This is a genomic window from Kitasatospora sp. NPDC023176 (genome assembly GCF_055560495.1).
In genome coordinates this window covers 99,256-126,043 of sequence record NZ_JBVHIP010000013.1, presented here as the reverse complement: position 1 = coordinate 126,043, position 26,788 = coordinate 99,256, and the positions used below count along the sequence as shown (strand labels likewise).

The 26,788-nt window shown below is 71.4% G+C and carries 19 protein-coding genes; all 19 read left to right on the top strand.

Going from position 1 to position 26,788, the window contains the following annotated elements:
- Positions 1–172: 172 nt before the first annotated feature.
- The 19 genes from ACZ3YL_RS19855 (at position 173) to ACZ3YL_RS19765 (ending at position 26,782) form a co-directional block, all read left to right on the top strand.
- Entirely contained in the window at positions 173–1,012 is an 840-nt protein-coding gene (locus ACZ3YL_RS19855) for a methyltransferase domain-containing protein (RefSeq protein WP_465658752.1), read from the top strand.
- 134 nt (positions 1,013–1,146) lie between these two features.
- On the top strand, positions 1,147–2,562 hold the full coding sequence (locus ACZ3YL_RS19850) for a DUF4190 domain-containing protein (protein WP_465658750.1): 1,416 nt from the start codon (positions 1,147–1,149) through the stop codon (positions 2,560–2,562).
- 215 nt (positions 2,563–2,777) lie between these two features.
- Positions 2,778–2,942, top strand: a complete 165-nt coding sequence (locus ACZ3YL_RS19845) for a hypothetical protein (protein WP_188309621.1) — start codon at positions 2,778–2,780, stop codon at positions 2,940–2,942.
- Positions 2,943–2,951: 9 nt separating this feature from the next.
- The gene (locus ACZ3YL_RS19840) at positions 2,952–3,398 is read left to right on the top strand and encodes an NUDIX domain-containing protein (RefSeq protein ID WP_465658747.1); all 447 of its coding nucleotides are present in this window, start codon (positions 2,952–2,954) and stop codon (positions 3,396–3,398) included.
- A 139-nt stretch (positions 3,399–3,537) separates the two neighbouring features.
- Positions 3,538–6,270, top strand: a complete 2,733-nt coding sequence (locus tag ACZ3YL_RS19835) for a SpoIIE family protein phosphatase (RefSeq protein WP_465658745.1) — start codon at positions 3,538–3,540, stop codon at positions 6,268–6,270.
- Positions 6,271–6,499: 229 nt separating this feature from the next.
- Positions 6,500–9,115 carry a SpoIIE family protein phosphatase gene (locus ACZ3YL_RS19830; RefSeq protein WP_465658743.1) on the top strand — a complete coding sequence of 872 codons (2,616 nt, stop codon included), beginning with the start codon at positions 6,500–6,502 and terminating at the stop codon, positions 9,113–9,115.
- A 93-nt stretch (positions 9,116–9,208) separates the two neighbouring features.
- Positions 9,209–11,086: an ABC transporter family substrate-binding protein gene (locus ACZ3YL_RS19825; RefSeq protein WP_465658741.1), complete on the top strand. Its 1,878-nt coding sequence runs from the start codon at positions 9,209–9,211 to the stop codon at positions 11,084–11,086.
- A 257-nt stretch (positions 11,087–11,343) separates the two neighbouring features.
- Positions 11,344–13,248 (top strand): translational GTPase TypA, encoded by a 1,905-nt coding sequence (gene typA, locus ACZ3YL_RS19820; protein WP_188304154.1) that lies wholly within the window; start codon positions 11,344–11,346, stop codon positions 13,246–13,248.
- A gap of 432 nt (positions 13,249–13,680) precedes the next feature.
- On the top strand, positions 13,681–15,327 hold the full coding sequence (locus ACZ3YL_RS19815; protein WP_188304155.1) for a peptide ABC transporter substrate-binding protein: 1,647 nt from the start codon (positions 13,681–13,683) through the stop codon (positions 15,325–15,327).
- A 141-nt stretch (positions 15,328–15,468) separates the two neighbouring features.
- On the top strand, positions 15,469–16,395 hold the full coding sequence (locus ACZ3YL_RS19810; RefSeq protein ID WP_188304156.1) for an ABC transporter permease: 927 nt from the start codon (positions 15,469–15,471) through the stop codon (positions 16,393–16,395).
- Complete coding sequence (locus ACZ3YL_RS19805; RefSeq protein WP_188304157.1) at positions 16,388–17,329, top strand: ABC transporter permease; 942 nt, start codon at positions 16,388–16,390, stop codon at positions 17,327–17,329. Before ACZ3YL_RS19810 ends, ACZ3YL_RS19805 begins: the two co-directional genes overlap by 8 nt.
- A gap of 19 nt (positions 17,330–17,348) precedes the next feature.
- Positions 17,349–18,401 carry an ABC transporter ATP-binding protein gene (locus ACZ3YL_RS19800; protein ID WP_188304158.1) on the top strand — a complete coding sequence of 351 codons (1,053 nt, stop codon included), beginning with the start codon at positions 17,349–17,351 and terminating at the stop codon, positions 18,399–18,401.
- The gene (locus ACZ3YL_RS19795; protein WP_188304159.1) at positions 18,394–19,410 is read left to right on the top strand and encodes an ABC transporter ATP-binding protein; all 1,017 of its coding nucleotides are present in this window, start codon (positions 18,394–18,396) and stop codon (positions 19,408–19,410) included. Before ACZ3YL_RS19800 ends, ACZ3YL_RS19795 begins: the two co-directional genes overlap by 8 nt.
- 212 nt (positions 19,411–19,622) lie before the next feature.
- On the top strand, positions 19,623–21,248 hold the full coding sequence (locus ACZ3YL_RS19790; protein ID WP_188304160.1) for a peptide ABC transporter substrate-binding protein: 1,626 nt from the start codon (positions 19,623–19,625) through the stop codon (positions 21,246–21,248).
- A 111-nt stretch (positions 21,249–21,359) separates the two neighbouring features.
- A complete protein-coding gene (locus ACZ3YL_RS19785) occupies positions 21,360–22,286 on the top strand; it encodes an ABC transporter permease (RefSeq protein ID WP_188304161.1) in 927 nt (308 codons plus the stop codon).
- 76 nt (positions 22,287–22,362) lie between these two features.
- Positions 22,363–23,277 (top strand): ABC transporter permease, encoded by a 915-nt coding sequence (locus ACZ3YL_RS19780; RefSeq protein ID WP_223242083.1) that lies wholly within the window; start codon positions 22,363–22,365, stop codon positions 23,275–23,277.
- A 16-nt stretch (positions 23,278–23,293) separates the two neighbouring features.
- Positions 23,294–24,346, top strand: coding sequence for an ABC transporter ATP-binding protein (locus ACZ3YL_RS19775; protein ID WP_465658737.1), 1,053 nt, complete (start codon positions 23,294–23,296; stop codon positions 24,344–24,346).
- A gap of 13 nt (positions 24,347–24,359) precedes the next feature.
- A complete protein-coding gene (locus ACZ3YL_RS19770; protein ID WP_465658819.1) occupies positions 24,360–25,565 on the top strand; it encodes an ABC transporter ATP-binding protein in 1,206 nt (401 codons plus the stop codon).
- A gap of 167 nt (positions 25,566–25,732) precedes the next feature.
- Positions 25,733–26,782: an ABC transporter ATP-binding protein gene (locus tag ACZ3YL_RS19765; protein ID WP_188304164.1), complete on the top strand. Its 1,050-nt coding sequence runs from the start codon at positions 25,733–25,735 to the stop codon at positions 26,780–26,782.
- Positions 26,783–26,788: the final 6 nt, after the last annotated feature.

Sequence of the window (26,788 nt, the reverse complement as noted above, 5' to 3'; positions counted from 1 at the left end):
GGGGCCGTTCGGTCGGGCCGTTCGGTCGGGGCGCCTCCACGGTACGGCGGCCCGCGGGGACCGGGGCGATCGATGGCCGCCATGTGAGACAGTTCTTCTCGCCATACGGGATGAAGCGTAGCGTCGGAGCAGTCGCGGAGACGGAACACCGACCACGCCCCAGGGGGACCCCATGCCCGGACCGCAGCCTGCCGCCGCCTACACCCACGGCCACCAGGAGGCCGTACTGCGCTCGCACCGCTCCCGCACCGCCGCCGACTCGGCCGCCTACCTGCTGGACCGGCTGCGGCCCGGCCAGGCGCTGCTGGACGTCGGCTGCGGCCCCGGCACGATCACCGCCGACCTGGCCGAGCTGGTCGGCCCCGACGGGCGGGTGGTGGCCGTGGACACTTCCGCCGAGGTGCTGGAGCAGGCCGCCGGGTACGTCGCCGGGCGCGGGCTGTCCAATGTGGTGTTCGAACTCGCCGACGTGCACCGACTGCCCTACGGGGACGGCGAGTTCGACGTGGTGCACGCCCACCAGGTGCTGCAGCACGTGGCCGATCCGGTGGCCGCGCTGGGCGAGATGCGCCGGGTGACGGCCCCCGGCGGGGTGATCGCGGCCCGGGACGTCGACTACGCCTCGATGACCTGGTTCCCCGAGGTGCCCGCGCTGGACCGCTGGCTGGAGCTGTACCGGCGGACCGCCCGGGCCAACGGCGGCGAGCCGGACGCCGGGCGGCGGCTGCTGTCCTGGGCCCGTGCGGCCGGCCTCACCGAGGTCACCGCGAGCACCGGCACCTGGACGTTCGCGACGCCCGAGCGGCGGGACTGGTGGGGCGGGCTGTGGGCGGACCGGGTGACCGGCACGGCCCTCGGCCGGACGGCGGTGGAGCGGGGCTTCGCGGACCGGGACGAGCTGGCGCGAATCGCGGACGGCTGGCGGGAGTGGAGCGCCGCCGAGGACGGGTGGTTCTCGATGCTCCACGGCGAGATCCTGGCCCTGGTCCCGCAGGACGGACCGGGGCGGTGACGGCCGGGCGGGCGTTCGGAAAGATCGGGTAAAGTCGCGCGACCGCGCAGCGCGGGCCCGTCCGGCCCGAGCGGCGGTGTCGAGAGCCGAAACGCCGAGTAAGAGGCCCGCTCGGGCGGGTCGGGGGAGCCCACGTGTCCAAGCCTGAGTCCGAGCCGCCCGCCGCCGCGGGGCCGGACCCGCGGGTGGACTTCCGCAAGGAGCCGGACCCCGAGGACGCACGGGACACCGGGGCCGGCGAGAACCCCGGCGACGCGGCGAAGAGGGCCCCGGAGACCCCGGAGCCGCAGGACCCCTGGGCCCCGTCGGCCGGCCAACCCGCCCAGGCCGCCCCCGCGCCGTCGCAGGCCCCGCCCCAGCCGCCGCCCCCGCCGCTGCCGGCCGGCGGCTGGGCCTCGGTGCCGCCCTCCGCCGAGTCCGGCTTCCGGCCCGGGACCCCGCACCCGTACCAGCAGCCCCACCCCTACCCGCCGTACGCCTACGCCCCCCACCACCCGTACGACCCCCGCCCGGAGCCGCGCACCAACGGCTTTGCCGTCGGCTCCCTGGCGACCGGCCTGAGCCTGCTCTCGCCGGTGGCCCTGGTGCTCGGGATCGTCGCGCTGCTCCAGATAAGGCGCTGCGGGCAGCGCGGCCGCGGCATGGCGGTGACCGGCCTGGTGTTCGGGGCGGCGGGCACCGTGCTGCTCTCGCTCGCCCTGGGCGCGGGGGACTTCGGCTCCGCGCGGGACGGGCGCGGCGGCGGGTACGTCCAGCAGCCGCCGGCCGGATCCGTCCGCTGGTCAGCGCTGAAGGCCGGGGACTGCTACAACTCCTCCGGCATGAGCGGGAAGCCGGACGAGAACGGCGACGAGACGGTCGCCTGGGTGCGCCGGGTGGCCTGCTCGGAGCGGCACAACGGCGAGGTGGCCGGCACCGCGAAGGTCCCCGACGCCGGCGGCCCCTACCCGGGCGCGGCCGTCGTGCGCGAGCGGGCCGCGACGCTGTGCCGCACGGTCCTCGACGACTACGCGCTGGACCAGTGGGCCGTGCCGGACGGTATGGACGACGTCTACCTCTACCCGAGCGCCGCCAACTGGGCGGTCGGCGAACGGTACGTCACCTGCGGCTTCGAGGACCGCGAGGACCAGCACCAGGGGACGGTCCGCACCGACCGCCGCAGCCTGACCTCCGTTCAGCTGGCCTACCTGGAGGCCGTCCGGGGCTTCAACTCGGCCTACCTGGACACACCCGCCAAGGACGTGGCCGTCGCCGAGGCCGAGTACCGCTCCTGGGCCCGGAAGATGGCCACCGCCTCCCGGGCCGAGGCCGCCGCGCTGCGCCGGCCGACGGCGGAGTGGCCGACCGACATCCAGCCGAAGGTCGACAAACTGGCCGAGACCCAGACCCAGGCGGCCGCCGCCTGGGACGCCGCGGCCACCGGGGACGACCTGGCGGGGGACCTGCGCCGGGCCCGGGCGCTGGTCGCCAGGACCACGCCGCTCAGCGTGGACATCCGGCGCTCGCTCGGCCTGTCCACCGGCGAGCAGGTGCCCGACCTCCGGGTCTGAGCCCGGCCGCCGGGTCTGAGCCCGAGCCCGGCCGCCGGGGCCGGGTCTGAGCCCGGCCGCCGGTCCGGGTCTGAGCCCGGCCGCCGGGTTACCCGGCGTTAACCCCGCCCGTACCTGCCGGTAGCGAACGGCCCGTAGGGTCAGCCGCGGTGTCCCCGGCCCGACCCCCACGCCGGCCGGGGACACCGGGCGTGGATCCCCGGTAGCCTCCCGGCATGAGCACCTTCCGGGTGATGCGGCAGGACGACAACGGCAACCGCTTCCTGGTCGCCGCGGACCTGGCCGAGGCCGAGGCGCACCGCCTGGCGGCCGAGTTCGAGGCGCGCGGTCACAAGCAGCTGTACTGGGTCGAGTCCCAGGACCCGGATCCCGCCCCGTAGGGTCGGGGCATGGACCAGACCGGCGAGACCACCACCGAGGCCCCGCAGCGGATCGTCGTCGGCGGGGTGCTGATCCGCGGCGGCCGGGTGCTCGCCGCCCGCCGCAACTCACCCGCGGCGGTCGCCGGACGCTGGGAGTTCCCCGGCGGCAAGACCGAGCCTGGTGAGACCGAGGCGCAGGCGCTGGAGCGCGAACTGCTGGAGGAACTGGGCGTACGGGCGCGGGCGCTGCGGCGGCTGCCCGGCGCGTGGGCCGTGCGCCCGGGGCTGGAGCTGCGGTTCTGGGCCGCCGAACTGCTGGCCGGCGAGCCGAGCGCGCTGGAGGACCACGACGAACTGCGCTGGCTGGGCCCGGCGGAGCTGGACTCGGTGGACTGGATCGGCCACGACCGCGAGGTGCTGCCGCACGTCGCCGCCCTGCTCGCGACGGCGGACGACGCGCAAGCCGCCGGATAGGTCAATCGGACAAGACGACCCAGCGGCCGGGATAGCCTGGGTTCTGCTGGGTATGTCACTTTTCGGCACTATTCGTCACCAGTCGGTGAGCCGCCCCAGCCGGCGACGCCGATCCCGACCAGAGCCGGAGGCCCCGTCGGTGTCGACAACCGGGAACGGCGGCGGGGGAGCGCGGCGGGCAGGCACCGCCGCCGCCCGCGCCCGGCTGCGCCGCGCCGTCAGCCCGGCCGCCCCGCAGCCGCCGTCCGGCCGTCGACGCGGCGGCCCCGCCGTCCCGGGAGACGCACAGCCCGTCCAGCCGGCGCCGACCCTGGCCGTCCCCGAGGCCGGCGTCCAGCCCGGCCTGCGCAGCCGCCCCGGCCGTCCGTTCCCCGGCGGGCCCTCCGACGCCCGGCAGGGCCTCGGCGCGCCGCCCGGCGGCAGCCTGCTGGACATGCTCAAGGTTGCCATCGCGATCCTGGACACCGCGGGCCGGGTGGTGCTGTGGAGCCCGGCCGCCGAGGAGCTGCTCGGCTGGCCGAGCGAGCTGCTGGTCGGCCGCCGGATCGAGGAGCTGATCCCGGACCAGGAGCAGGTCGTCCGGATCCGGGCCGCCGTCCAGGACACCCTGCGGCACGGCCGCTGGGCGGGCAACGCCGAGCTGCGCGACCGGGCCGGCGCGCCGGTCGCCGTGGACGCCCGGATCTCCCTGCTGGTGGACGGCGACGGAACCCCGTTCCTGCAGGTCAGCCTTGCCGAGGCGGCCGCCGTACGGGCCGTCGAGCGGGACCTCGCGGTGCGCGACGCGCTGTTCGAGCAGTCCCCGCTGGGCATCGCCATCCTGGACACCGACCTGCGCTACACCGCCGTCAACCAGACCCTGGCCGAGATGAACGGCGTCGTCCTGGAGGACCACGTCGGCCGTACCACCGGCGAGACCCTGCCCGAGCGGGCCGCCGACGAGATCACCGCGATCCAGCGTCAGGTGCTGGCCACCGGCGAGCCGGTCATCGACGTCACCCTCGCCTCCCCGGTCACCACCCGGGCCGGCTACCGCTCGATCTCCTACAGCCGGATGACCGACCGGTCCGGCCGGGTGCTCGGCATCTCCGGCACCGTGATGGACGTGACCGAGCGCTACCGCGCGGTGGCCAAGGTCGAGCACGCCCGGCGCCGGCTCTCGCTGCTCAACGAGTTCGGCTCCCGGGTCGGAGACCTCCTCGACGCCGCCCGGATCGCCCAGGAACTCGCCAGCTCCGTCGTCCCCCGGCTCACCGACCACTCCGCGGTGATCCTGCTCCAGGCCGTCGCCCACGGCGACGACCTGCCCCGGCACGGCCACGACCGGCGCACCTCGCTGCTCCAGCTCGGCACCGCCTCCGTCCAGGACGGCCCCGAGGTCGAGGCGATGCTCCGACGCGGCGCCCGGATCACCTTCGCCGAGGACTCCGCCTGCGGCCGGGTGCTGCGCACCGGCGTGCCCGAGCTGCTCTCCGGCGCCGACCAGCTGGAGGACGTCACCTACCCCGGCGACCCCAAGATGCAGGCCGCCCACGACCTCGGCGTGCACTCGATGCTGGTCGTCCCGCTGCGCGCCCGCGGCATCGTGATCGGCCTGCTGCTGGTCAGCCGGGCCGGCTACCGCGAGGGCTTCGACCGCGACGACCTCGCCTTCACCGTCGAACTCGCCGACCGGGCCGGCAGCTCGCTGGACAACGCCCGGCTGTACGCCCGTGAACGCACCGCCGCGCTCACCCTCCAGCGCACCCTGCTCCCGCAGCAGGTCCCGCAGCCCACCGGCGTCGAGGTCGCCTACCGGTACGTGCCCGGCAGCAGCGGCACCGAGGTCGGCGGCGACTGGTTCGACGTCATCCCGCTGCCCGGCGACCGCACCGCGCTGGTGGTCGGCGACGTGATGGGCCACGGCCTGCGGGCCGCCGCCACCATGGGCCGGCTGCGCACCGCCGTCCGGGTGCTGGCCGCCCTCGACCTGCCGCCGGACGTCCTGCTGCGGCACGTCCACGAGCTGGCCGACGACCTCGCCCAGGGCCCGGACGAGGCGCTGCTGGCCACCTGCGTCTACGCCGTCTTCGACCCGGGCACGGCGATGCTGACGGTGGCCAAGGCCGGGCACATCCCGCCGGTGCTGGTGGTGCCCGGCGAGGAGGCCACCGAGCCGACCCGCACCGGCGGTCCGCTGCCCGGCGGGGCCGGCCGGATCCTCGACCTGCCCTCCGGCGCCCCGCTCGGCGTGGGCGGCGTCCCGTTCGAATCGGTCGAACTGAAGATCCCCGAGGGCAGCCTGCTCGCCCTGTGCACCGACGGCCTGGTGGAGTCCCGGGACAAGGACCTCGACGTCGGCCTCGGCCGGCTGGTCACCGTGCTCCAGGATCCGCACGCCTCCATCCAGGCCGCCTGCGAGGCGGTGCTCGACACCATGGAGCAGGGCCGCGAGCCGGACGACGTCGCCCTACTGCTGGCCCGGCTCGGGCACGGCCAGGCCGGCACCCCGACGGCCGGCTGGACCCTGCCCGCCGAGCCCACCGCCGTCTCCCGGGCCCGCCGGCTGGTCCGCGCCACGCTCGCCGAGTGGGGCGTCGAGGACCTCACCGACACCGCCGAGCTGCTGGTCAGCGAGCTGGTCACGAACGCCGTCCGGTACGCCAGCGCCCCGATCGGGGCGCGGCTGACGCTCGGCGAGACGCTGCTGGTCGAGATCTCCGACCCGCTGCCGGACCCGCCCCGGGAGCGCCACGCGGCCGAGGCCGACGAGGGCGGCCGGGGTCTGGAGCTGGTCCACCGGCTGGCGCTGCACTGGGGCGCCCGGGCCGAGGGGATCGGCAAGGTGGTCTGGTTCGAGCTCGCGCTGCCGGGTAGTGACCCGGGCGAGTGACGCGAGTAGAGCCGCAGGAGAACCGTGCTGCATATGCCATCGGGCGCCCAGGGGGAGCGCGCGCCCCGGAAGGGGGCGCGGGCGTGGCATTGTGGTTGCGCGGGCGGTAGGACAAAAACCTTCGCCCGATCTGATGTTGTGATGTTGAGGGCGTGTGAACGCACCCCTCGATGATGAATACTCGGTCTTCTCGACATCCGGACGGTCGCGGGTTGGAGGGGTCGGTCCGTTGAACAGCATTCCCGCGCGGAACGCGCCGAGCAGCAGCGGTCATGCCGCTGTGCCCGGGCAGGTCGGGTCCCCGCACCTGCCCGCACCGGCGGCTCCGCCGGTCCCCGGCGCCGCGGGCCCGGGCCGGGGCGCCCACCCCGCGGCCGAACCCCGGCCCTGGGGCGCCGGGGGCCCGGGCTCGATCTACGACTACATCCGGGTCGCCACCTTCGCGATCGGCCCCGACGGGCGGATCAGCCAGTGGAGCGAGCGCGCCGCCGAGTTCTTCGGCATCACCGCCGCCGAAGCCGTCGGCTCGGACCCGATCACCACCTTCGTCCCCCGCGAACTCTGGCGGCGCGGTCGCGCCCGGCTGGAGCGCACCCTGGCCGGCGAGGAGTGGGTCGGCACCACCCCCTACCGGGACGCCGTCGGCGGCGAGGGCCTCGCCGAGCTGTACCTGATGCCCGACAGCTCCCTGCCCACCGCGGGCGCCACCTGCCTGGCCGTCGACCTCGGCCGGCTGCGCCGGATCGAGACCGACCTCGCCGCCTCCGAGGCCGTCTTCGGGCAGACGCCCACCGGCTTCGTGCTCTTCGACGACCGGCTGCGGCTGCAGCGCGTCAACGACGCCTTCGCCTCCGGGATGGGCCTCGTCCCCACCGACCTCGAAGGCCTCACCCCGCACGACCTCTTCCCGTCGTCCGAGGCCGACCGGCTCAGCGCCGCCCTGCGCAAGGTCCTCGCCACCGGCGAACCCGTCTTCGACCTGCGCTTCCACAGCGCCGTCCCGACCCGCGAGGGCAACCGGCTCTGGGCCGTCTCGCTGTACCGGCTCAACGGCTCGGCCGGGCAGCCGATGGGCGTTGCCGGACAGGTCTCCGACGTCACCAGCCGGCACGTCGCCGAGCGCGAGGCCGACGGCGTGCGCCGCAACCTCGCCCTGCTCAACGAGGCCAGCGCCCACATCGGCTCCACCCTCGACCTGGAGACCACCGCCAAGGAACTCCTCGACGTCGTCGTCCCGCCGTTCTGCGACCTCGCCACCGTCGACCTCTACACCGCGCTGCTCTCCGGCGAGACCGTCCCCAGCGCCGGCCGGCTCGGCGACACCGTGCTCACCGACGGCAGCGGCGAACTGCGCCGCGTCGCCGTCTCCAGCGTGATCGGCGGCGCCTCCTCGGTGCTCGGCTCCGTCACCGGCCTGCCGATCGCCGAAGCCGGCGGCACCCTCTGCTACCCGCGCCGCTCCCCGCACGCCCGGGCCCTGCGCACCGGCCGCAGCGTCGTCCCCGAGCCCGGCCGCGACCCGCTGCTGCGCTCCACCCTGATCGTCCCGCTGGTCGCCCGCGACCAGGTGCTCGGCCTGGTCCAGCTCTCCCGGGCGATCGGCAGCGAGCCCTTCGACGCCCGCGACGTGGCGATCGCCGAGGAACTCGTCGCCCGCGCCGCCGTCTGCATCGACAACGCCCGGCTCTACCGCCGCGAGCACGAGCGGGCCCTGATCCTCCAGCGCAGCCTGCTGCCCCCGGGCAACCCGGCCGCCAGCGGCCTGGAGATCGCCTGCCGCTACCTGCCCAGCAACAACAACACCGAGGTCGGCGGCGACTGGTTCGACGTCATCCCGCTGCCCGGCAACCGCACCGCCCTGGTCATCGGCGACGTGATGGGCCGCGGCCTGCGCGCCGCCGTCGCCATGGGCCAGCTGCGCACCGCGGTACGGACCCTGGCCATGCTCGACCTCGACCCGGCCGAGGTGCTCGGCGCGCTGGACGAGATCGCCCGCGGCCTCGGCGACGACTCCGTCCCGGCCGGCCCGCCCACCCCGTACGGCCGGCTCACCTCGACGGCCGACGAGGAGGCCCGCGAGGTCTACCTGGCCACCTGCGTCTACGCCGTCTACGACGCCGTCACCCGCCGCTGCGTGTTCGCCAACGCCGGCCACCTGCCGCCCGTCCTGCTCAGCCCCGGCGAGCCCGCCCGGATGCTCGACGTGCCGCCCGGGCTGCCGCTCGGCGTCGGCGGCGAGCTCTTCGAGGAGGTCGAACTGACCCTCCCGGACGGCGCCGTGCTCGGCCTCTACACCGACGGCCTGGTGGAGAGCCGCAAGCACCCGCTGGACGAGGGGCTGCGCGCCTTCCGGGCCGCGATCGCCGACCGGGGCAAGGGCCTGGAGGACCTCTGCGACCACGTCCTCGGCGAACTCGACCCGCACCACGGCGAGGACGACATCGCGCTGCTGATGGCGAAGGTGCACGCCTTCCCCGAGGACGCCGTCGGCAACTGGTTCCTGCCGCCCGAGCCCACCTCCGTCGCCAAGGCCCGCGAACTGGCCTGCAGCTGGCTGCTCGCCCGGGGGATGGAGGACCTGGTCGACACCACCGAGCTGCTGGTCAGCGAGCTGGTCACGAACGCGCTCAAGCACGGGCGGGGCGAGATCCGGCTGCGGCTGCTGCGCGAGCGCACCGTGGTCTGCGAGGTCTGGGACGACGGCTACGCCCAGCCCCGGCAGCGGCGCGCCCAGGAGACCGACGAGGGCGGTCGCGGCCTGCAGCTGGTCAGCCTGCTGGCCGAGCGCTGGGGCAGCCGGCGCACGCCCAAGGGCAAGATCGTCTGGTTCGAGCTGGCACTGTAGGCGGCCCCGGCCCTGGGCCGTCCGGGTGCAGTCGCCCGGCGGCCCGCCGTGTCGCCGCCGGCCCGGCCGGGCCGACGGCGTTCGATGTCCGCCATGCGCGTCCGCCAGCTCACCGCCGCAGCCGTCGCGCTGCTGCTCTCCGCCACTCTCGGCGGCTGCTCCGACGGCCCGGCCCGCGGCCCCTCGGCCGCACCGGCCCCGGCCGACCCCACCGCCACCACCGGGGACGTCGGGCCCGCCGACCGCGCCACCGTCCAGGACGGCGGCACACTGCACTGGGCGCTGGACGGCGTCCCGGCCACGCTCAACGTCTACCAGCGCGGGGCCGGCGCCGACTCGGCGCTGCTCGCCCACGCGCTCTACCCCTCGCTGTTCCGGCCCGACGAGCACGGCCGGCTCGCCCCCGACCCGGACTACCTGGTCGGCGCCGAGTCCACCCCGCCCGGGCAGCAGCCCCAGGTGGTCACCTACCGGCTCAACCCGCACGCCGTCTGGAGCGACGGCACCCCGCTGTCGGCCGCCGACCTCACCGCCCAGCGGGCCGCCCTGTCCGGGCTGGACCCGGCCTACCGGAGCGGCCGGGCGGCCGGGTACGACGCCATCGACTCGGTCACCCAGGGCGGTGACCCGCACGAGGTCAAGGTGACCTTCCGGCGGCCCTACGCCGAGTGGCGGGCGCTGTTCGGGCCGCTCTACCCGGCCGCCGAGACGGCCACGCCGGAGGCCTTCAACCAGCCGCTGGCCGGCACCGGGCACCTGAGCGCCGGGCCGTACGCCCTTACCCGGTACGACGCCGAGGACGGGCGGGTCACCGTGGAGCGCAACCCGCTCTGGTGGGGGGACCTGCCGAAGACCGAGCGGATCGACTTCCTGGACGCGCCGCCGGAACGGCGCCTGGACGCGCTGGAGCAGGGGCGGCTGGACGTCGCCCCGCTCACCGCGGCGGTGGACCGGGCGGTGCCGGCCGCGCCGTCGCCCACTTCGTCGCCCGGGCCGTCCGCCACTGCCTCCGCCAAGCCCACGGCCGCCGCCGCCCCGCCCGCCGCCCCGCCCGAGGCGGCGGTGGTGGCGCTGCGGCGGGCCGAGTCGCTGCCCGGGGTCACCGTCCACCGGGCGGCCGCCGCCTCGCTCACCCAGCTCACCCTCAACGCCGCCCGCGGGCCGCTCACCGACCCGGCGGTCCGGCAGGCGGTGACCCGGGCGGTCGACCGGCGGCGGATCGCCGCGGCCGCGCTCGGCCCGCTCGGGCTGCCCGGCGCCCCGCTCGGCAGCCACCTGCTCGCCGCCGACCAGGAGGGCTACCGGGACGACAGCGCCGCGGTCGGACCGGCGGACCCGGCGCGGCTGCTGGACCGGGCGGGCTGGAAGCTCACGAGCGGCACCACCCGGGTCAAGGACGGCAAGCAACTCGCCCTGGGCCTGCTCGTCCCGGCCGGCTCCGCGACCGCCAGACGCACGGCCGACGCGCTCGCCGCCGACCTCGCCGGCTACGGCATCACGGTGAGGCCGCAGACCGCGCCCGCCGAGACCTTCGTCCAGGACCACCTGACCGCCGGGGACTACGACCTGGCGCTCTTCTCCTGGCCGGCCGGCCCCAGCCCGGCCGCCGAGCAGCGCGCCGCGTACGCCAAGCCCCGGCCGGACGCCGACGGGACGCTCGACTCCGGCGGGAACTACGGCCGCAGCGGTACCGAGGAGATCGACCGGCTGTTCGACCGGGCGGCCGCCGAGCTCGACCCGGCGGCCCGGCTGGACCTGCTCCAGGAGGCGGACGTACGGATCTGGCAGCTCGGGCACTCGGTGCCGCTGTACCAGCGGCCGGAGCTGGTCGGGGTACGGACCGGGGTGACCGGGGCCGGGGTGTTCGGGTTCGGGTGGCCGCGGTTCCAGGACGTGGGCTGGAGGCTTCAGGCCACCGAGCGGGCGGGCGGTGCGGGCGCCGGGGCGGCGCGGTCCGGAGTCGTCGGATAGGAGACGGAAGAGTGCCGGAACGCGACCGCCGGGTGAAGACCGTGTGCCCCAGCTGTGATCTTGGTCCCGCCCGACCTGCTCGTTTCTGCCCACCTGAGCGCTTCCCCGTACGATAGGAGGAAGCCGAGGCATGTCCATTGCCCGGCGGGTGGACCGGTAGTAGCAGGCGGAACGGGCGGCGGCGATCGACAGGGATCGCAAGTGCGCGTCACGCAGCCGGGCGCCGCAACCCACGATTCCGGGAGAATCAGCAAGGCATGCCCACGCGCAACGACATCCGTAACGTCGCCATCGTCGCCCACGTCGACCACGGCAAGACCACGCTGGTCGACGCCATGCTGAAGCAGGCCGGCGCCTTCGCCGCCCACCAGCACCTCGACGACCGCATGATGGACTCGAACGACCTGGAGCGCGAGAAGGGCATCACCATTCTCGCGAAGAACACGGCCGTCAAGTACCACCCGAAGGATGGTGGCGCGCCGATCACCATCAACATCATCGACACCCCGGGCCACGCCGACTTCGGTGGCGAGGTCGAGCGCGGTCTGTCGATGGTGGACGCGGTCGTCCTGCTGGTCGACGCCTCCGAGGGCCCGCTGCCGCAGACCCGCTTCGTGCTCCGCAAGGCGCTCACGGCCCGTCTGCCCGTCATCCTCTGCATCAACAAGACGGACCGCCCGGACTCCCGGATCGACGAGGTCATCAACGAGACCTACGACCTGTTCCTGGACCTGGACGCGGACGAGGACCAGATCGAGTTCCCGATCGTCTACGCCTGCGCCCGTGACGGCGTCGCGTCGCTGACCAAGCCGGAGAACGGCACCGTCCCCGCGGACAGCACCAGCCTGGAGCCGTTCTTCTCCACCCTGCTGGAGCACGTCCCGGCCCCCAGCTACGAGGAGGACGCGCCGCTCCAGGCCCACGTCACCAACCTGGACGCCGACAACTTCCTCGGCCGCATCGCGCTGCTGCGCGTCGAGCAGGGCGAGCTGCGCAAGGGCCAGACCGTGGCCTGGATCAAGCGCGACGGCTCGATGCAGAACGTCCGCATCTCCGAGCTGCTGATGACCGAGGCGCTCACCCGCAAGCCGGCCGAGGTGGCGGGCCCCGGTGACATCTGCGCCGTCGCCGGTATCGGCGAGATCATGATCGGCGAGACCCTGGCCGACCCCGAGAACCCGGTCGCGCTGCCGCTGATCACGGTGGACGAGCCGGCCATCTCGATGACCATCGGCACCAACACCTCGCCGCTGGTCGGCCGGGGCGGCAGCGGCAAGGGCGCGGACGCGAAGGCGGCCGGCAAGGTGGACCGCAAGGTCACCGCCCGCCAGGTGAAGGACCGCCTGGACCGCGAGCTGATCGGTAACGTCTCGCTGCGCGTCCTGGACACCGAGCGTCCGGACGCCTGGGAGGTGCAGGGCCGCGGTGAGCTGGCGCTGGCCATCCTGATCGAGACCATGCGCCGCGAGGGCTTCGAGCTGACCATCGGCAAGCCGCAGGTGGTCACCAAGCAGGTCAACGGCAAGACCCACGAGCCGGTCGAGCGCCTCACGGTGGACGTGCCCGAGGAGCACATGGGTGCCGTCACCCAGCTCATGGGCATCCGCAAGGGCCGGATGGACAACATGTCCAACCACGGCTCGGGCTGGGTCCGGATGGAGTTCGTGGTGCCGTCCCGCGGCCTGATCGGCTTCCGTACCGAGTTCCTCACCAACACCCGCGGCACCGGCATCGCCCACTCGATCCACGAGGGCCACGAGCCGTGGTTCGGCACGCTGACCACCCGCAACAACGGTTCGCTGGTCGCCGACCGGGCCGGTGTGGTCACCGCCTTCGCGATGACCAACCTGCAGGAGCGCGGCGTGCTCTTCTGCGAGCCGGGCACCGAGGTGTACGAGGGCATGATCGTCGGCGAGAACTCCCGCGCCGACGACATGGACGTCAACATCACCAAGGAGAAGAAGCTCACCAACATGCGTTCCGCGAACGCGGACGTGGCCGAGTCGATCGTCCCGCCGCGCAAGCTCTCGCTGGAGCAGTCGCTGGAGTTCTGCCGCGAGGACGAGTGCATCGAGGTGACCCCGGAGACGGTTCGCATCCGTAAGGTCGTGCTGGACCAGAAGGACCGCGGCCGCACCGCCTCGCGCGCCAAGAAGGCGTGATCCGGACGGCTTGATCGGCCTTTGGCCGGAATGCTTCGCCCCCCTTTCCGATGGAGAGGGGGGCGAACTTTTTCAACTACTCCAAGTTGTCGGGGCCGCTATTAACGGAATAGCGCTCATCACACCCAGGTGTCCGCTGAGCGGACGTGACAGTTCGTCATCCGTGACGACTGTCCGTTTGGTGCCTGTCTGGCTATGTCTCAAATGTCCGGTTTTCGAAACTTACCGACTGTTCATGTGACCTAATTGAGATCGTCACTGGTCACTTTCGTGTCCGTGCGTGACGGATAGTGGGTGCAGTCAGGCTCGGGTCAAGGGTTAACGCGCAGGGGTGCGCGCCGAAACCACGAGCGCGGACGGCATTGCGGGCCCGGTGACAACCGTTCCGTAGTGCCCTCCTCGTCGCAAACGTCGAATTCAGGAGGCACACCGATGCGTGGTGTGAGCCAGGCCAAGTGGGTTGTCGCAGCTGTTGCTGTCGCGCTCGCCGCGACTGCTTGTAGCAGCAGCGGCAGCAGCGACTCCTCCGGCGGGAGCTCGGACAGCGCCGCGGTCGACCCCTCGGGCACGTTCAGCTTCCAGAGCGCGGAGCCGCAGCGTCCGCTGCAGCCGGCCAACGCCATGGAGAACCAGGGCGGCCGTATCGTCAAGCAGCTCTTCACGGGCCTCGTCGACTACGACCCCGCGACCGGTGCGCTGCGCAACCAGGTGGCCGACAAGATCGAGACCACCGACGCGAAGAACTACACCGTCACGCTGAAGTCCGGCTGGACCTTCCACGACGGCACCCCGGTCACCTCCAAGTCCTTCGTGGACTCCTGGAACTGGTCCGCCAACCCGGCCAACAACCAGATCAACTCCGACTGGTTCTCGGACATCGTCGGTTACGACGCCGTCCACCCGGACAAGGGCGACCCGACCGCCAAGGAGATGACCGGTCTCAAGGTCGTCGACGACACCCACTTCACCATCGAACTGACCCAGCCCGTCTCGTACTTCACGTACAAGCTCGGCTACTCGGCGTTCTTCCCGCTCCCCACCGGCTTCTTCGCGGACCCGAAGGGCTTCGGCGAGAAGCCGGTCGGCAACGGGCCCTACCAGTTCGTCTCGTGGGAGCACAACAAGGCCATCACGCTGAAGGCGTACGACAAGTACACCGGCAGCAACAAGGCGAAGAACGGCGGAATCGTCTTCCGCAGCTACACCTCGCCCGAGGCCGCGTACAAGGACCTGATGTCCGACACCCTGGACGTCCTGGACCAGGTCGACTCGACCGACCTGCCGAAGTACAAGGACGACCTGGGCAAGCGCGCGATCGACCAGGCCCAGGGCGCCATCCAGAACATCTCGTTCGCGATGTACCAGGCCGACTGGCAGGGTGCGGACAAGGCCAAGGTCCGCCAGGGCCTCTCGATGGCGATCGACCGCGACACCATCACCAAGACCGTGCTGAACAACAGCCGTCAGCCCGCCGACTCGTTCGTGGCGCCGGGCGTCATGGGCTACAAGGCCGGCACCTGTGGTGACGCCTGCAAGTACGACCCGGCCAAGGCCAAGCAGCTCATCCAGGAGGGTGGCGGCGTCCCGGGCAACAAGGTCACCATCCTCTACAACTCCGATGGTGGCCACAAGGAGTGGGTCGACGCGGTCTGCAACTCGATCCGCCAGGCGACCGGCGTCGAGTGCCTCGGTGACCCGAAGCCGGACTTCAAGACCTCGCGTGACATCGTCACCAAGAAGCAGGTCTCGAGCATGATGCGTACCGGCTGGGTGCAGGACTACCCGCTGAACGCCAACTTCCTGCGCGACGTCTACGGCACCGGTGCCGCCGCGAACGACGCCGGCTACTCGAGCCCCGAGTTCGACAAGCTGTCGCACGACGCCGACGCGGCCACCACGGTCGAGAAGACCGCGGAGCTGTACCAGCAGGCCGAGGCCGTTCTGGCCAAGGACATGCCGCAGATCCCGCTCTGGTACTACAAGACCAACTCGGGCTACTCCAACAACGTCCAGAACGTGAAGTTCAACTCCTTCGGCGACCCGGTCTACACCGACGTCGAGGTCAAGAAGAAGAAGTAATCGGTCGGCACCGCCTGACCCGGTGACAACGGCCGGTGCCCGTCCCATCCCCACAAGGGCGGGGACTGGCACCGGCCGTTGGCACGCCGACTTATCTCTTGCCGGGTTGACGGGCCCGGCAGAGTCATACATGGAGGCACGATGGGGCGCTTTGTCGCGAGGCGACTGCTCCAGATGATCCCGGTGTTCCTCGGAACGACGGCACTCATCTTTTTCATGGTGCATTTGCTGCCCGGCGACCCGCTGGCAGCACTGTGGGGTGACAAGGCGCCGGACCCGGTGCAGCTTGCCGCCCTGAAGCACCAGCAGGGACTCGACCAGCCGCTGGTCCAGCAGTACTTCTCCTACATGGGGAAGCTGCTCACCGGTGACTTCGGAACCGCCCTGGACGGACGTCCGGTACTCGACAAGATCACCGAGGCGCTGCCGGTCACGGTCCGGCTGGCGCTGTTCGCGTTCGCCATCGAGATCGTGCTCGGCATCGGCATCGGCCTGATCGCCGGTCTGCGCCGCGGCAAGATCTTCGACAAGGGCGCGCTGGTCCTCACCCTGCTGCTGATCTCGATCCCGGTTCCGGTGCTCGGCTTCATCTTCCAGACGGTCTTCGGGCAGAACCTCAAGTGGGTCACCCCGACCGTCCAGGACAGCAACGACATCACCCAGCTGGTGCTGCCGGCCATCGTGCTCGGTTCGCTCTCGCTGGCGTACGTCGCGCGCCTCACCCGTACCTCCATAGCCGAGAACATCAAGGCCGACTACGTCCGCACCGCGGTGGCCAAGGGCCTGCCGCGCCGGAAGGTCATCGGCACCCACCTGCTGCGCAACTCGATGATCCCGGTGGTCACCTTCCTCGGTACCGACCTGGGTGCCCTGATGGGCGGCGCGATCGTCACCGAAGGCATCTTCAACGTCAAGGGTGTCGGCCACGCGCTCTACCAGGCGATCAACATGAAGGAGGGCGCGACCGTCTCCGGCTTCGTCGCCTTCCTGGTGCTCGTTTACCTGGCCGCCGGCCTGATCGTCGACCTGCTTTACGCGGTCCTGGACCCGAGGATCCGGTATGCCTGACCTGACCGAGAAGAAGACGGCCGAGGAGATCCCGGCCCCGGCCACCGTCGCGGCGGCCGCCAAGCCCGAGAAGGCCCGCAGCCTCGGCTCCGACGCCTGGCACGACCTGCGGCGCAAGCCGATCTTCGTGCTCTCCGCACTGCTCATCCTGCTGCTGATCGTCATCGCGATCGCCCCGGGCCTGTTCACCTCGGTGGACCCGCGGGCCGGCGACCTGCGCAACCACTACCTGACGAAGCCGGCGTACGACCACTTCTTCCAGGCGGACTGGTTCGGTTACGACCTCCAGGGCCGCAGCATCTACGCCCGCGTCGTCTACGGCGCCCGCGCCTCGGTCGTGGTCGGCATCTGCGTCACCCTCGGTGTGACCATCCTCGGTGGCATCACCGGCATGCTCGCCGGCTACTTCGGCGGCTGGGTCGACACGCTCATCTCCCGGGTCACCGACATCTTCTTCGGCATCCCGCTGCTGCTCGGCTCGCTGGTGATCCTGAACGCCTTCACCTCGCGCACGATCTGGAGCGTGGTCTTCGCGCTCGTCGCCCTGGGCTGGACCCAGATGACCCGTGTCATGCGCGGTTCGGTGATCACGATCAAGCAGGCCGACTTCGTCACCGCCGCCAAGGCGCTCGGTGCCGGAACCACCCGGATCCTGATGAAGCACATCCTGCCGAACGCGATCGCCCCGGTGATCGTGGTCGCGACCATCGCCCTCGGCGGCTACATCGCCACCGAGGCCACGCTGAGCTTCCTCGGCATCGGTCTGCAGGACCCGACCATCTCCTGGGGCATCGACATCAACTCGGCCCAGAAGGTGATCCGTACGGCGCCGTTCGCCCTGTTCTTCCCCGCCGGCATGCTGAGCCTCACCGTGCTGGCCTTCATCATGCTCGGCGACGCGGTGCGCGACGCCCTCGACCCGAAGCTCCGCTGAGAGAAGAGGTGACGACCCGATGACCACCGTGATCGAGAACAACAGCCAGAAGAGTGACCGTCTCGAAGTCGGAACCCCGCTCCTGGAGGTCAAGGACCTCCACGTGGAGTTCCACACCCGGGACGGCATCGCCAAGGCCGTGAACGGCGTCAACTACTCCGTCGCGGCCGGCGAGACCCTCGCCGTGCTCGGCGAGTCCGGCTCCGGCAAGTCCGTGACGGCGCAGACCATCATGGGCATCCTGGACATGCCCCCGGGCAAGGTGACCCAGGGCGAGATCCTGTACCGCGGCCGGGACATGCTCAAGATGGGCAACGAGGAGCGGCGCAAGATCCGCGGCCGGAAGATCGCGATGATCTTCCAGGACGCGCTGTCCTCCCTCAACCCGGTGCTCAGCGTGGGCTACCAGCTCGGCGAGATGTTCCGGGTGCACCAGGGCGCCTCCAAGGCCGAGGCCAAGGCCAAGGCCGTCGAGCTGATGGACCGGGTGCGCATCCCCGCCGCCAAGCAGCGGGTGAACGACTACCCGCACCAGTTCTCCGGCGGCATGCGCCAGCGCATCATGATCGCCATGGCGCTCTCGCTGGAGCCCGACCTGATCATCGCCGACGAGCCCACCACCGCCCTGGACGTCACCGTCCAGGCCCAGGTGATGGACCTGCTGGCGGAGCTCCAGGCCGAGTACAACATGGGCCTGATCCTGATCACCCACGACCTCGGTGTGGTCGCCGACGTCGCGGACAAGATCGCCGTGATGTACGCGGGCCGGATCGTCGAGACCGCCCCGGTGCACGACCTGTACGCGAACCCCGCGCACCCGTACACCAAGGGCCTGCTCCGCTCGATCCCGCGCCTGGACCAGAAGGGCCAGGAGCTGTACGCGATCAAGGGCCTGCCCCCGAACCTGCTGAAGGTTCCGGCCGGTTGCGCGTTCAACCCCCGCTGCGACGTCGCCACCGACCTGTGCCGCACGGAGACCCCGGCGCTGCACCACGTGACCGACGAGGACGGCACGGAGCTCACCGGCCGCCGCAGCGCGTGCCACCTCTGGAAGGAGACCCTCCATGGCTGAGAACATCCTGGAGGTCAAGGACCTGGTCAAGCACTACCCGCTGACCCAGGGCGTCCTGTTCAAGAAGCAGGTCGGCGCGGTCAAGGCCGTCGACGGCATCAGCTTCGAGCTGAAGAAGGGCGAGACGCTCGGCATCGTCGGCGAGTCCGGCTGTGGCAAGTCCACGCTGGCCAAGGTGCTGATGAACCTGGAGCGGGCCACCTCCGGTCAGGTGCTGTTCAAGGGCGAGGACATCTCCACCCTGGGCGGTGCGGCCCTCAAGGCCGTCCGCCGCAACATCCAGATGGTGTTCCAGGACCCGTACACCTCGCTGAACCCGCGCATGACGGTCGGCGACATCATCGGGGAGCCGTTCGAGATCCACCCCGAGGTGGCGCCCAAGGGCGACCGCCGCAAGGCCGTCCAGGACCTGCTGGACGTCGTGGGTCTGAACCCGGAGTACATCAACCGGTACCCGCACCAGTTCTCCGGCGGCCAGCGCCAGCGCATCGGCATCGCCCGCGGCCTCGCGCTCAAGCCCGAGATCATCATCTGCGACGAGCCGGTCTCCGCCCTGGACGTGTCCGTCCAGGCGCAGGTGATCAACCTGCTCGAGCAGCTGCAGGGCGAGTTCGGCCTGTCGTACATGTTCATCGCGCACGACCTCTCCATCGTCCGGCACATCTCCGACCGCGTCGGCGTGATGTACCTGGGCAAGATGGTCGAGATCGGCTCCGACGAGCAGATCTACGAGAACGCCACCCACCCGTACACCCAGGCGCTGCTCTCGGCCGTGCCGGTGCCGGACCCGACGGCGCGCGAGAACCGCGAGCGGATCATCCTCAGCGGGGACATCCCCTCGCCGGCCAACCCGCCGTCCGGCTGCCGCTTCCGCACCCGCTGCTGGAAGGCGGAGGAGCGCTGCGCCGAGGAGGTCCCGCTGCTGGCGATCCCGACCACGCTGGAGGGCCCGGCCGCCCACGACTCGGCCTGCCACTTCGCCGAGGTCCGGGAGTCGGCCGCGGCCTGACGTCCCGTACGCACCCGGAAGGGCCCGTGGCTCCGGCCACGGGCCCTTCCGGCATTCGGAGGAGCCGGTGCCGCGGCGTTGCGCGGATCCGTCGCGGCGTCAACTCGGCGGGAGGTCACGGCACCCGTCCGGGTGCTCCCGACTCGCGCCGTCGCCGGGGCGCGCTTCTCATGGGGTGTGATGCGACACACACCCCATGAGGAGGGACCTCCATGCCCGTAGCCGCCCGTGCTCGCCTGGTCCTCGCCGCTGCGACGTCCGTGGTCCTGGTGGCCACCGGGTGCAGCAGCAGCGGCGGCGGAGGAGGCAGTAGCTCGTCGGACACCAGCAAGACCTTCAGTTACCAGAGCAACGAGCCGCAGAACCCGCTGCAACCCGCCAACGCGAACGAGGTCGGCGGTGGTCGCATCATCCAGAACCTCTTCAAGGGGCTGGTCGACTACAACCCCAGCAACGCCCAGCTCCGCATGCAGGTCGCGAGCGCGATCGACACCAGCGACTCCCAGACCTTCACCGTCACGCTGAACGACGGCTGGACGTTCCACGACGGCACCCCCGTGCAGGCCAAGAACTTCGTCGACGCCTGGAACTGGGCCGCCAGCCCGGCGAACAACCAGATCAACAGCTCCTGGTTCTCGGACATCGAGGGCTATCAGGACGTCCACCCGGCCACCGGCAGTCCGACCGCGGCCAAGATGTCCGGGCTGACCGTCACGGACAACCTGCACTTCACCATCAAGCTGAACCACAAGGTCTCGTACTTCGAGTACAAGCTCGGCTACATCGCCTTCTCGCCGCTGCCGGACGCCTTCTTCAACGACCCGGCCGGGTACGGGCAGAAGCCGGTGGGCAACGGCCCCTACCAGTTCGTCAGCTGGGCGCACAACACCCAGGTGGTCACCAAGTCCTACCCGGGCTACAAGGGCGTGGACAAGCCGAAGAACGGCGGCATCGTCTTCAAGATGTACACCACGTCCGAGGCCGCCTACGCCGACCTGCAGTCCAACAACCTCGACGTGATGGACCAGGTCCCGCCGTCCGCGCTGGCGACGTACAAGAGCGACCTCGGCGACCGGGCGGTGGACTCCCCGCAGGGTGCCATCCAGAACATCGGCTTCACGCTCTACCAGGCCGACTGGGCCGCGCCCGAGAAGGCCCAGGTGCGCCAGGGCCTGTCGATGGCCATCGACCGCGCGACCATCACCAAGACCGTGTTGCAGGGCTCCCGGGCGCCGGCCAGCGCCTGGGTCGCCGAGGGCGTCCAGGGCTACAAGGCCGGAACCTGCGGGGACTTCTGCAACTTCGACGTCGCCAAGGCCAAGCAGCTGATCCAGCAGGGCGGAGGCGTCCCCGGCAACAAGGTGCTGATCACCTACAACGCGGACGGCGGCCACAAGGAGTGGGTCGACGCGGTCTGCAACTCGATCCGGCAGAACACCGGCGTCGACTGCCTCGGCGACCCGAAGCCGGACTTCAAGACCGCCCGCCAGGCCATCACCTCGCACCAGCTCAACGGCGCGTTCCGCACCGGCTGGGTCCAGGACTACCCCCTGAACGCCAACTTCCTGGCCGACGTGTACCGCACCGGTGCCGCCTCCAACGACACCGGCTACAGCAACCCCCAGTTCGACCAGATGGCCACCCAGGCCGACGAGGCCCCGAGCGTCAGCGACTCGACGACCGGTTACCAGCAGGCCGAGGCCGTGCTCGCGTCCGGCATGCCGACCATCCCGCTCTGGTACTACCGCACCAACTCGGGCTACTCGACCAAGGTGCAGAACGTGGCCTTCGACTCCTTCGGCAACCCGGCCTGGACCCAGGTCGAGGTCAAGGGCTGACGCCCCGGCCCTGATCCCTCGCGCCGGCCCCGCCCTCCCCGCACGGAGGGCGGGGCCCGGTCTCCCGGCCGACCGGCTCCCCCCGGTCGGACACCTAGGAAGGAGGACCGGATGGGCAGTTACGTACTGCGGCGGGTGCTGCAGATGATTCCGGTGTTCTTCGGCACCACGTTCCTGATCTTCGTGATGGTCTACACGCTGCCGGGCGACCCGGTGGTGGCGCTGTTCGGCGAGAAGGCCGCCGACCCGTCCGTGGTCGCGAGCATCAAGCACACGTACTTCCTGGACCAGCCGGTCTGGAAGCAGTACCTGCACTACATGGGGAACCTCTTCCAGGGGGACTTCGGCACCAGCTTCACCGGCCGCCCGGTCGCCGACATCATGGCGGACGCCTTCCCGGTCACCATCCGGCTGGCACTGCTGGCCTTCACCTTCGAGATCGTCGTGGGCCTCGCCTTCGGCGTGGTCTCCGGGCTGAAGCGCGGCAGCATCGCGGACACCCTGGTGCTGGTCCTGACCCTGGTGGTGATCTCGATCCCGGTCTTCGTGCTCGCCTACATCGCCCAGACGGTGTTCGCCACCAACCTGGGCTGGGTCACGCCGACGGTGCAGGACAGCTACGACCTCACCCAGCTGGTCCTGCCCGCGGTCGTCCTGGCCTCGCTCTCGCTCGCGTTCGTCGCCCGGCTCACCCGGACCTCCATCGGCGAGAACCTGCGGGCCGACTACATCCGGACCGCGACCGCCAAGGGCCTGCCCCGGCGGACCGTCATCACCCGCCACCTGCTGCGCAACTCACTGATCCCCGTGGTCACCTTCCTGGGCACCGACCTCGGCGCGCTGATGGGCGGTGCGATCGTCACCGAGGGCATCTTCAACGTGCAGGGCATCGGCAACGTCCTGTACCGGGCGATCAACCAGAAGGAAGGCCCCACCGTGGTCGGCATCGTGACCGTGCTGGTGATCATCTACCTGGTTGCCAGCCTGCTCGTCGACCTGCTCTACGCGGTCCTGGACCCGAGGATCCGCTATGCCTGACATCCACGACGAGGACTCGTACGAACGGCACCCCAAGCCGGGCGTGGACCGCCTGGACTTCGCGGGGGAGCAGGGCATGGCGGTCGAGCAGGAGACCCTGGTCGAACCCGACGTGGAGAAGCGGGAGCAGGCCCGCAGCCTCTGGGGCGACGCCTGGCGGGACCTGCGGCGGCGGCCGATCTTCCTGATCTCGGTGCTGCTGATCGTCCTGCTGGTGCTCATGGCGATCTTCCCGTGGGCCTTCACCGACGCCAACCCGCGCAAGGCCGACCTGGTGCACGACTACCTCAAGCGGCCCGACTGGACCGACTTCTTCGGCGCCGGCTGGTTCGGCTACGACGCCCAGGGACGGTCCATCTACGCCCGGGTGATCTACGGCGCCCGCGCCTCGATCACCGTCGGCATCGTCGTGACCGCCGGGGTCACCCTGCTCGGCGGGCTGACCGGCATGGTCGCCGGGTACTTCGGTGGAGCCGTCGACGCGGTGATCTCCCGGATCATCGACATCTTCTTCGGCATCCCGCTGCTGCTCGGCGCCCTGGTGCTGCTGAACGGCTTCGCCAGCCGTACGGTCTGGGCCGTGGTGTTCGCGCTGGTCGTCCTCGGCTGGACCCAGATCGCCCGCGTCATGCGCGGCGCGGTGCTGACCGTCAAGCAGTCCGACTACGTGGTGGCGGGCCGGGCGCTCGGTGCCGGGACCGGGCGGCTGATGTTCCGACACATCCTGCCGAACGCGGTGGCCCCGGTGATCGTGGTGGCGACCATCGCGCTCGGCGGCTACATCGCCACCGAGGCGACGCTGAGCTTCCTCGGCATCGGCCTGCAGGAACCGACCATCTCCTGGGGCATCGACATCTCCTCCGCCCAGAAGGTGATCCGGACCGCGCCGTACGTGATGTTCTTCCCGGCCGCGGCACTGTCCATCACCGTGCTGGCCTTCATCATGATGGGCGACGCGGTGCGCGACGCCCTCGACCCGAAGCTTCGCTGAGCGAGGGGAGCGCATCGTGAACACTGCTGTGGAGACCACCAAGCAGGAACGGGAGACCCCCTACGAGGGGCCGCTGCTCGACGTCCGGGACCTGCACGTCGAGTTCGTCACCCGGGACGGCGTCGCCAGGGCCGTCAACGGGGTCGACTACAGCGTCCGGGCGGGGGAGACGCTGGCGGTGCTCGGCGAGTCCGGCTCGGGCAAGTCGGTGACCGCGCAGGCGATCATGGGCATCCTGGACATGCCGCCGGCCCGGATCCCGCGCGGGGAGATCCGCTTCCGCGGCCGGGACATGCTGAAGATGGGCAAGGACGAACGGCGGAAGATCCGCGGCCGGAAGATCGCGATGATCTTCCAGGACGCACTGTCCTCCCTCAACCCGGTGCTCAGCGTGGGCTTCCAGCTCGGCGAGATGTTCCGGGTGCACCAGGGCGCCTCCAGGGCCGAGGCCAAGGCCAAGGCCATCGAGCTGATGGACCGGGTGCGCATCCCCGCCGCCGAGCAGCGGGTGAACGACTACCCGCACCAGTTCTCCGGCGGCATGCGCCAGCGCATCATGATCGCCATGGCGCTGGCCCTTGAACCGGACCTGATCATCGCCGACGAGCCCACCACCGCCCTGGACGTCACCGTCCAGGCCCAGGTCATGGACCTGCTGGCGGAGCTCCAGGCCGAGTTCAACATGGGGCTCATCCTGATCACCCACGACCTCGGTGTGGTCGCCGACGTCGCCGACAAGATCGCGGTGATGTACGCGGGCCGGATCGTCGAGACCGCCCCGGTGCACGACCTGTACGCGCGGCCCGCCCACCCGTACACCCGGGGCCTGCTGGACTCCATCCCCCGGCTGGACCAGAAGGGTCAGGAGCTCTACGCCATCAAGGGCCTGCCGCCCAACCTGCTGCGGATCCCCAAGGGCTGCGCCTTCAATCCCCGCTGCCCCCGGGCGCAGGACATCTGCCGGGCCGAGGTGCCGGAGCTGTTCCCGGTCGCCGAGGACGACGGCACCCCGCTGGAGGGGCGCGGCAGCGCCTGCTTCTTCTGGAAGGAGACCCTCCATGACCGTTAACGGGGCCAGCCCGATGGGTGTGGTGGTGCCGGAGGAGGTCGCCTTCGCCCAGCAGGTGCCGCGCGGTGAGCCGATCCTGCAAGTCCGGGACCTGGTCAAGCACTTCCCGCTGACCAAGGGCGTGCTGTTGAGGAGGCAGGTCGGCGCGGTCAAGGCGGTGGACGGGGTCAGCTTCGACCTGATGCAGGGCGAGACGCTCGGCGTCGTCGGCGAGTCCGGGTGCGGGAAGTCCACGCTGGCCAAGGTGCTGATGAATCTGGAGCCGGCCACCGGAGGGTCCGTCCGCTACAAGGGGGAGGAGATCTCCCGGCTGTCCGGATCCGCGCTGAAGGCCGTCCGGCGCAACATCCAGATGGTGTTCCAGGACCCGTACACCTCGCTGAACCCGCGCATGACGGTCGGCGACATCATCGGGGAGCCGTTCGAGATCCACCCCGAGGTGGCGCCCAAGGGGGACCGCCGCAAGGCCGTCCAGGACCTGCTGGACGTGGTCGGACTCAACCCCGAGTACATCAACCGGTACCCGCACCAGTTCTCCGGCGGCCAGCGCCAACGCATCGGCATCGCCCGGGGGTTGGCGCTCAAGCCGGAGATCATCATCTGCGACGAGCCGGTCTCGGCCCTGGACGTGTCCGTCCAGGCACAGGTGATCAACCTGCTGGAGCAGCTGCAGGGCGACTTCAACCTGTCGTACATGTTCATCGCGCACGACCTCTCCATCGTCCGGCACATCTCCGACCGGGTGGGGGTGATGTACCTGGGGAGGATGGTCGAGATCGGCAGCGACGCCGAGATCTACGACCACGCGACCCACCCGTACACCCAGGCGCTGCTCTCGGCGGTGCCGGTGCCGGACCCGACGGCGCGCGAGACCCGGGACCGGATCGTGCTCGTCGGGGACGTGCCCTCGCCGGCCAACCCGCCCTCGGGGTGCCGCTTCCGCACCCGGTGCTGGAAGGCGCAGGAGCGCTGCGCGGTCGAGGTCCCGCTGCTGGCCGCGCCGGGCTGGCTGTCGGGCGCGGCGCGGCACGACTCGGCGTGTCACTTCGCGGCGGAGCGCGAGATCGGGCAGAGCGCGGCGGAGCGCGAGGTCGGGCCGGGCCCGGCGGAGCGCGAGGTCGGGCAGAGCGCGGCGGAGCGGGAGATCGGGCCGGGCCCGGCGGAGCGCGAGATCGGGCCGGGCCCGGCGGAGCGGGACGACGGGCCGGGCGCCGGCTGACGGGTGCCGTACCCGGTTCCGCACCCAGGGCGCGTCCTCGCAACGAGGGCGCGCCCTTCGCCGTGATGGAACCGAGATCTACCGCAGGCTCCCCAAGTGGCTTCCGTTCCTTGATAGTTGCTCTGCGCCTGTCGATGGTCGCTGCTGCGCTGAGGAGGGCTGCCCGCATGGACGTGGTGGAGGTGACCGGCGGCGGACGGGAGAACCTGGCGCCCGGGACGCCGTTGCTGGAGGTCGAGGACCTGCACATCGAGTTCCACACCCAGGACGGCGTGGCCAAGGCCGTCAACGGGGTGAGTTACTCGGTGTCGGCGGGGGAGACGCTGGCGGTGCTGGGCGAGTCCGGCTCGGGCAAGTCGGTGACCGCGCAGGCGATCATGGGCATCCTGGACGTGCCGCCCGCGAAGATCACCTCGGGGCGGATCCTGTTCCGGGGCGAGGACCTGCTGACCATGAGCCCCAGGCACCGGCGGACGGTCCGGGGCCGGCAGATCGCGATGATCTTCCAGGACGCGCTGTCCGCCCTCAACCCGGTGCTCAGCGTGGGCTACCAGCTCGGCGAGATGTTCCGGGTGCACCAGGGGCTGTCGCGCGCCGAGGCCAAGACGAAGGCCGTCGAGCTGATGGAGCGGGTGCGCATCCCGGCCGCCAGGCAGCGGGTCGGCGACTACCCGCACCAGTTCTCCGGCGGGATGCGCCAGCGCATCATGATCGCCATGGCGCTGGCCCTGGAGCCCGACCTGATCATCGCCGACGAGCCCACCACCGCGCTGGACGTCACCGTCCAGGCTCAGGTGATGGACCTGTTGGCCGAACTGCAGGCCGAGTTCAACATGGGCCTGATCCTGATCACCCACGACCTCGGTGTGGTCGCCGACGTCGCCGACAAGATCGCGGTGATGTACGCGGGCCGGATCGTCGAGACCGCCCCGGTGCACGAGCTGTACGCGCGGCCCGCGCACCCGTACACCAAGGGCCTGCTGGCCTCCATCCCGCGCCTGGACCAGAAGGGCCAGGACCTGCACGCCATCAAGGGTCTGCCGCCGAGCCTGCTGCGGATCCCCGAGGGCTGCGCCTTCAACCCGCGCTGCGACCGGGCGCAGGACCTCTGCCGGACCGAACTCCCGCCGCTGGTGCCGGTGGCGACCGAGGACGGCGCCGAGCTGCCGGGCCGCCGCAGCGCCTGCCACTACTGGCGGGAGACCCTGCACGGCTGAGGCCCG

What these genes read in the sequence shown, in the direction of transcription:
- ACZ3YL_RS19780 (WP_223242083.1), top strand. Translation starts at nt 22,363, where the DNA reads ATGGCGGTCGAGCAGGAGACCCTGGTCGAACCCGACGTGGAGAAGCGG.
- ACZ3YL_RS19805 (WP_188304157.1), top strand. Translation starts at nt 16,388, where the DNA reads ATGCCTGACCTGACCGAGAAGAAGACGGCCGAGGAGATCCCGGCCCCG.
- ACZ3YL_RS19810 (WP_188304156.1), top strand. Translation starts at nt 15,469, where the DNA reads ATGGGGCGCTTTGTCGCGAGGCGACTGCTCCAGATGATCCCGGTGTTC.
- ACZ3YL_RS19815 (WP_188304155.1), top strand. Translation starts at nt 13,681, where the DNA reads ATGCGTGGTGTGAGCCAGGCCAAGTGGGTTGTCGCAGCTGTTGCTGTC.
- ACZ3YL_RS19845 (WP_188309621.1), top strand. Translation starts at nt 2,778, where the DNA reads ATGAGCACCTTCCGGGTGATGCGGCAGGACGACAACGGCAACCGCTTC.
- ACZ3YL_RS19795 (WP_188304159.1), top strand. Translation starts at nt 18,394, where the DNA reads ATGGCTGAGAACATCCTGGAGGTCAAGGACCTGGTCAAGCACTACCCG.
- ACZ3YL_RS19855 (WP_465658752.1), top strand. Translation starts at nt 173, where the DNA reads ATGCCCGGACCGCAGCCTGCCGCCGCCTACACCCACGGCCACCAGGAG.
- ACZ3YL_RS19785 (WP_188304161.1), top strand. Translation starts at nt 21,360, where the DNA reads ATGGGCAGTTACGTACTGCGGCGGGTGCTGCAGATGATTCCGGTGTTC.
- ACZ3YL_RS19790 (WP_188304160.1), top strand. Translation starts at nt 19,623, where the DNA reads ATGCCCGTAGCCGCCCGTGCTCGCCTGGTCCTCGCCGCTGCGACGTCC.
- ACZ3YL_RS19825 (WP_465658741.1), top strand. Translation starts at nt 9,209, where the DNA reads ATGCGCGTCCGCCAGCTCACCGCCGCAGCCGTCGCGCTGCTGCTCTCC.
- ACZ3YL_RS19840 (WP_465658747.1), top strand. Translation starts at nt 2,952, where the DNA reads ATGGACCAGACCGGCGAGACCACCACCGAGGCCCCGCAGCGGATCGTC.
- typA (WP_188304154.1), top strand. Translation starts at nt 11,344, where the DNA reads ATGCCCACGCGCAACGACATCCGTAACGTCGCCATCGTCGCCCACGTC.
- ACZ3YL_RS19770 (WP_465658819.1), top strand. Translation starts at nt 24,360, where the DNA reads ATGGGTGTGGTGGTGCCGGAGGAGGTCGCCTTCGCCCAGCAGGTGCCG.
- ACZ3YL_RS19800 (WP_188304158.1), top strand. Translation starts at nt 17,349, where the DNA reads ATGACCACCGTGATCGAGAACAACAGCCAGAAGAGTGACCGTCTCGAA.
- ACZ3YL_RS19765 (WP_188304164.1), top strand. Translation starts at nt 25,733, where the DNA reads ATGGACGTGGTGGAGGTGACCGGCGGCGGACGGGAGAACCTGGCGCCC.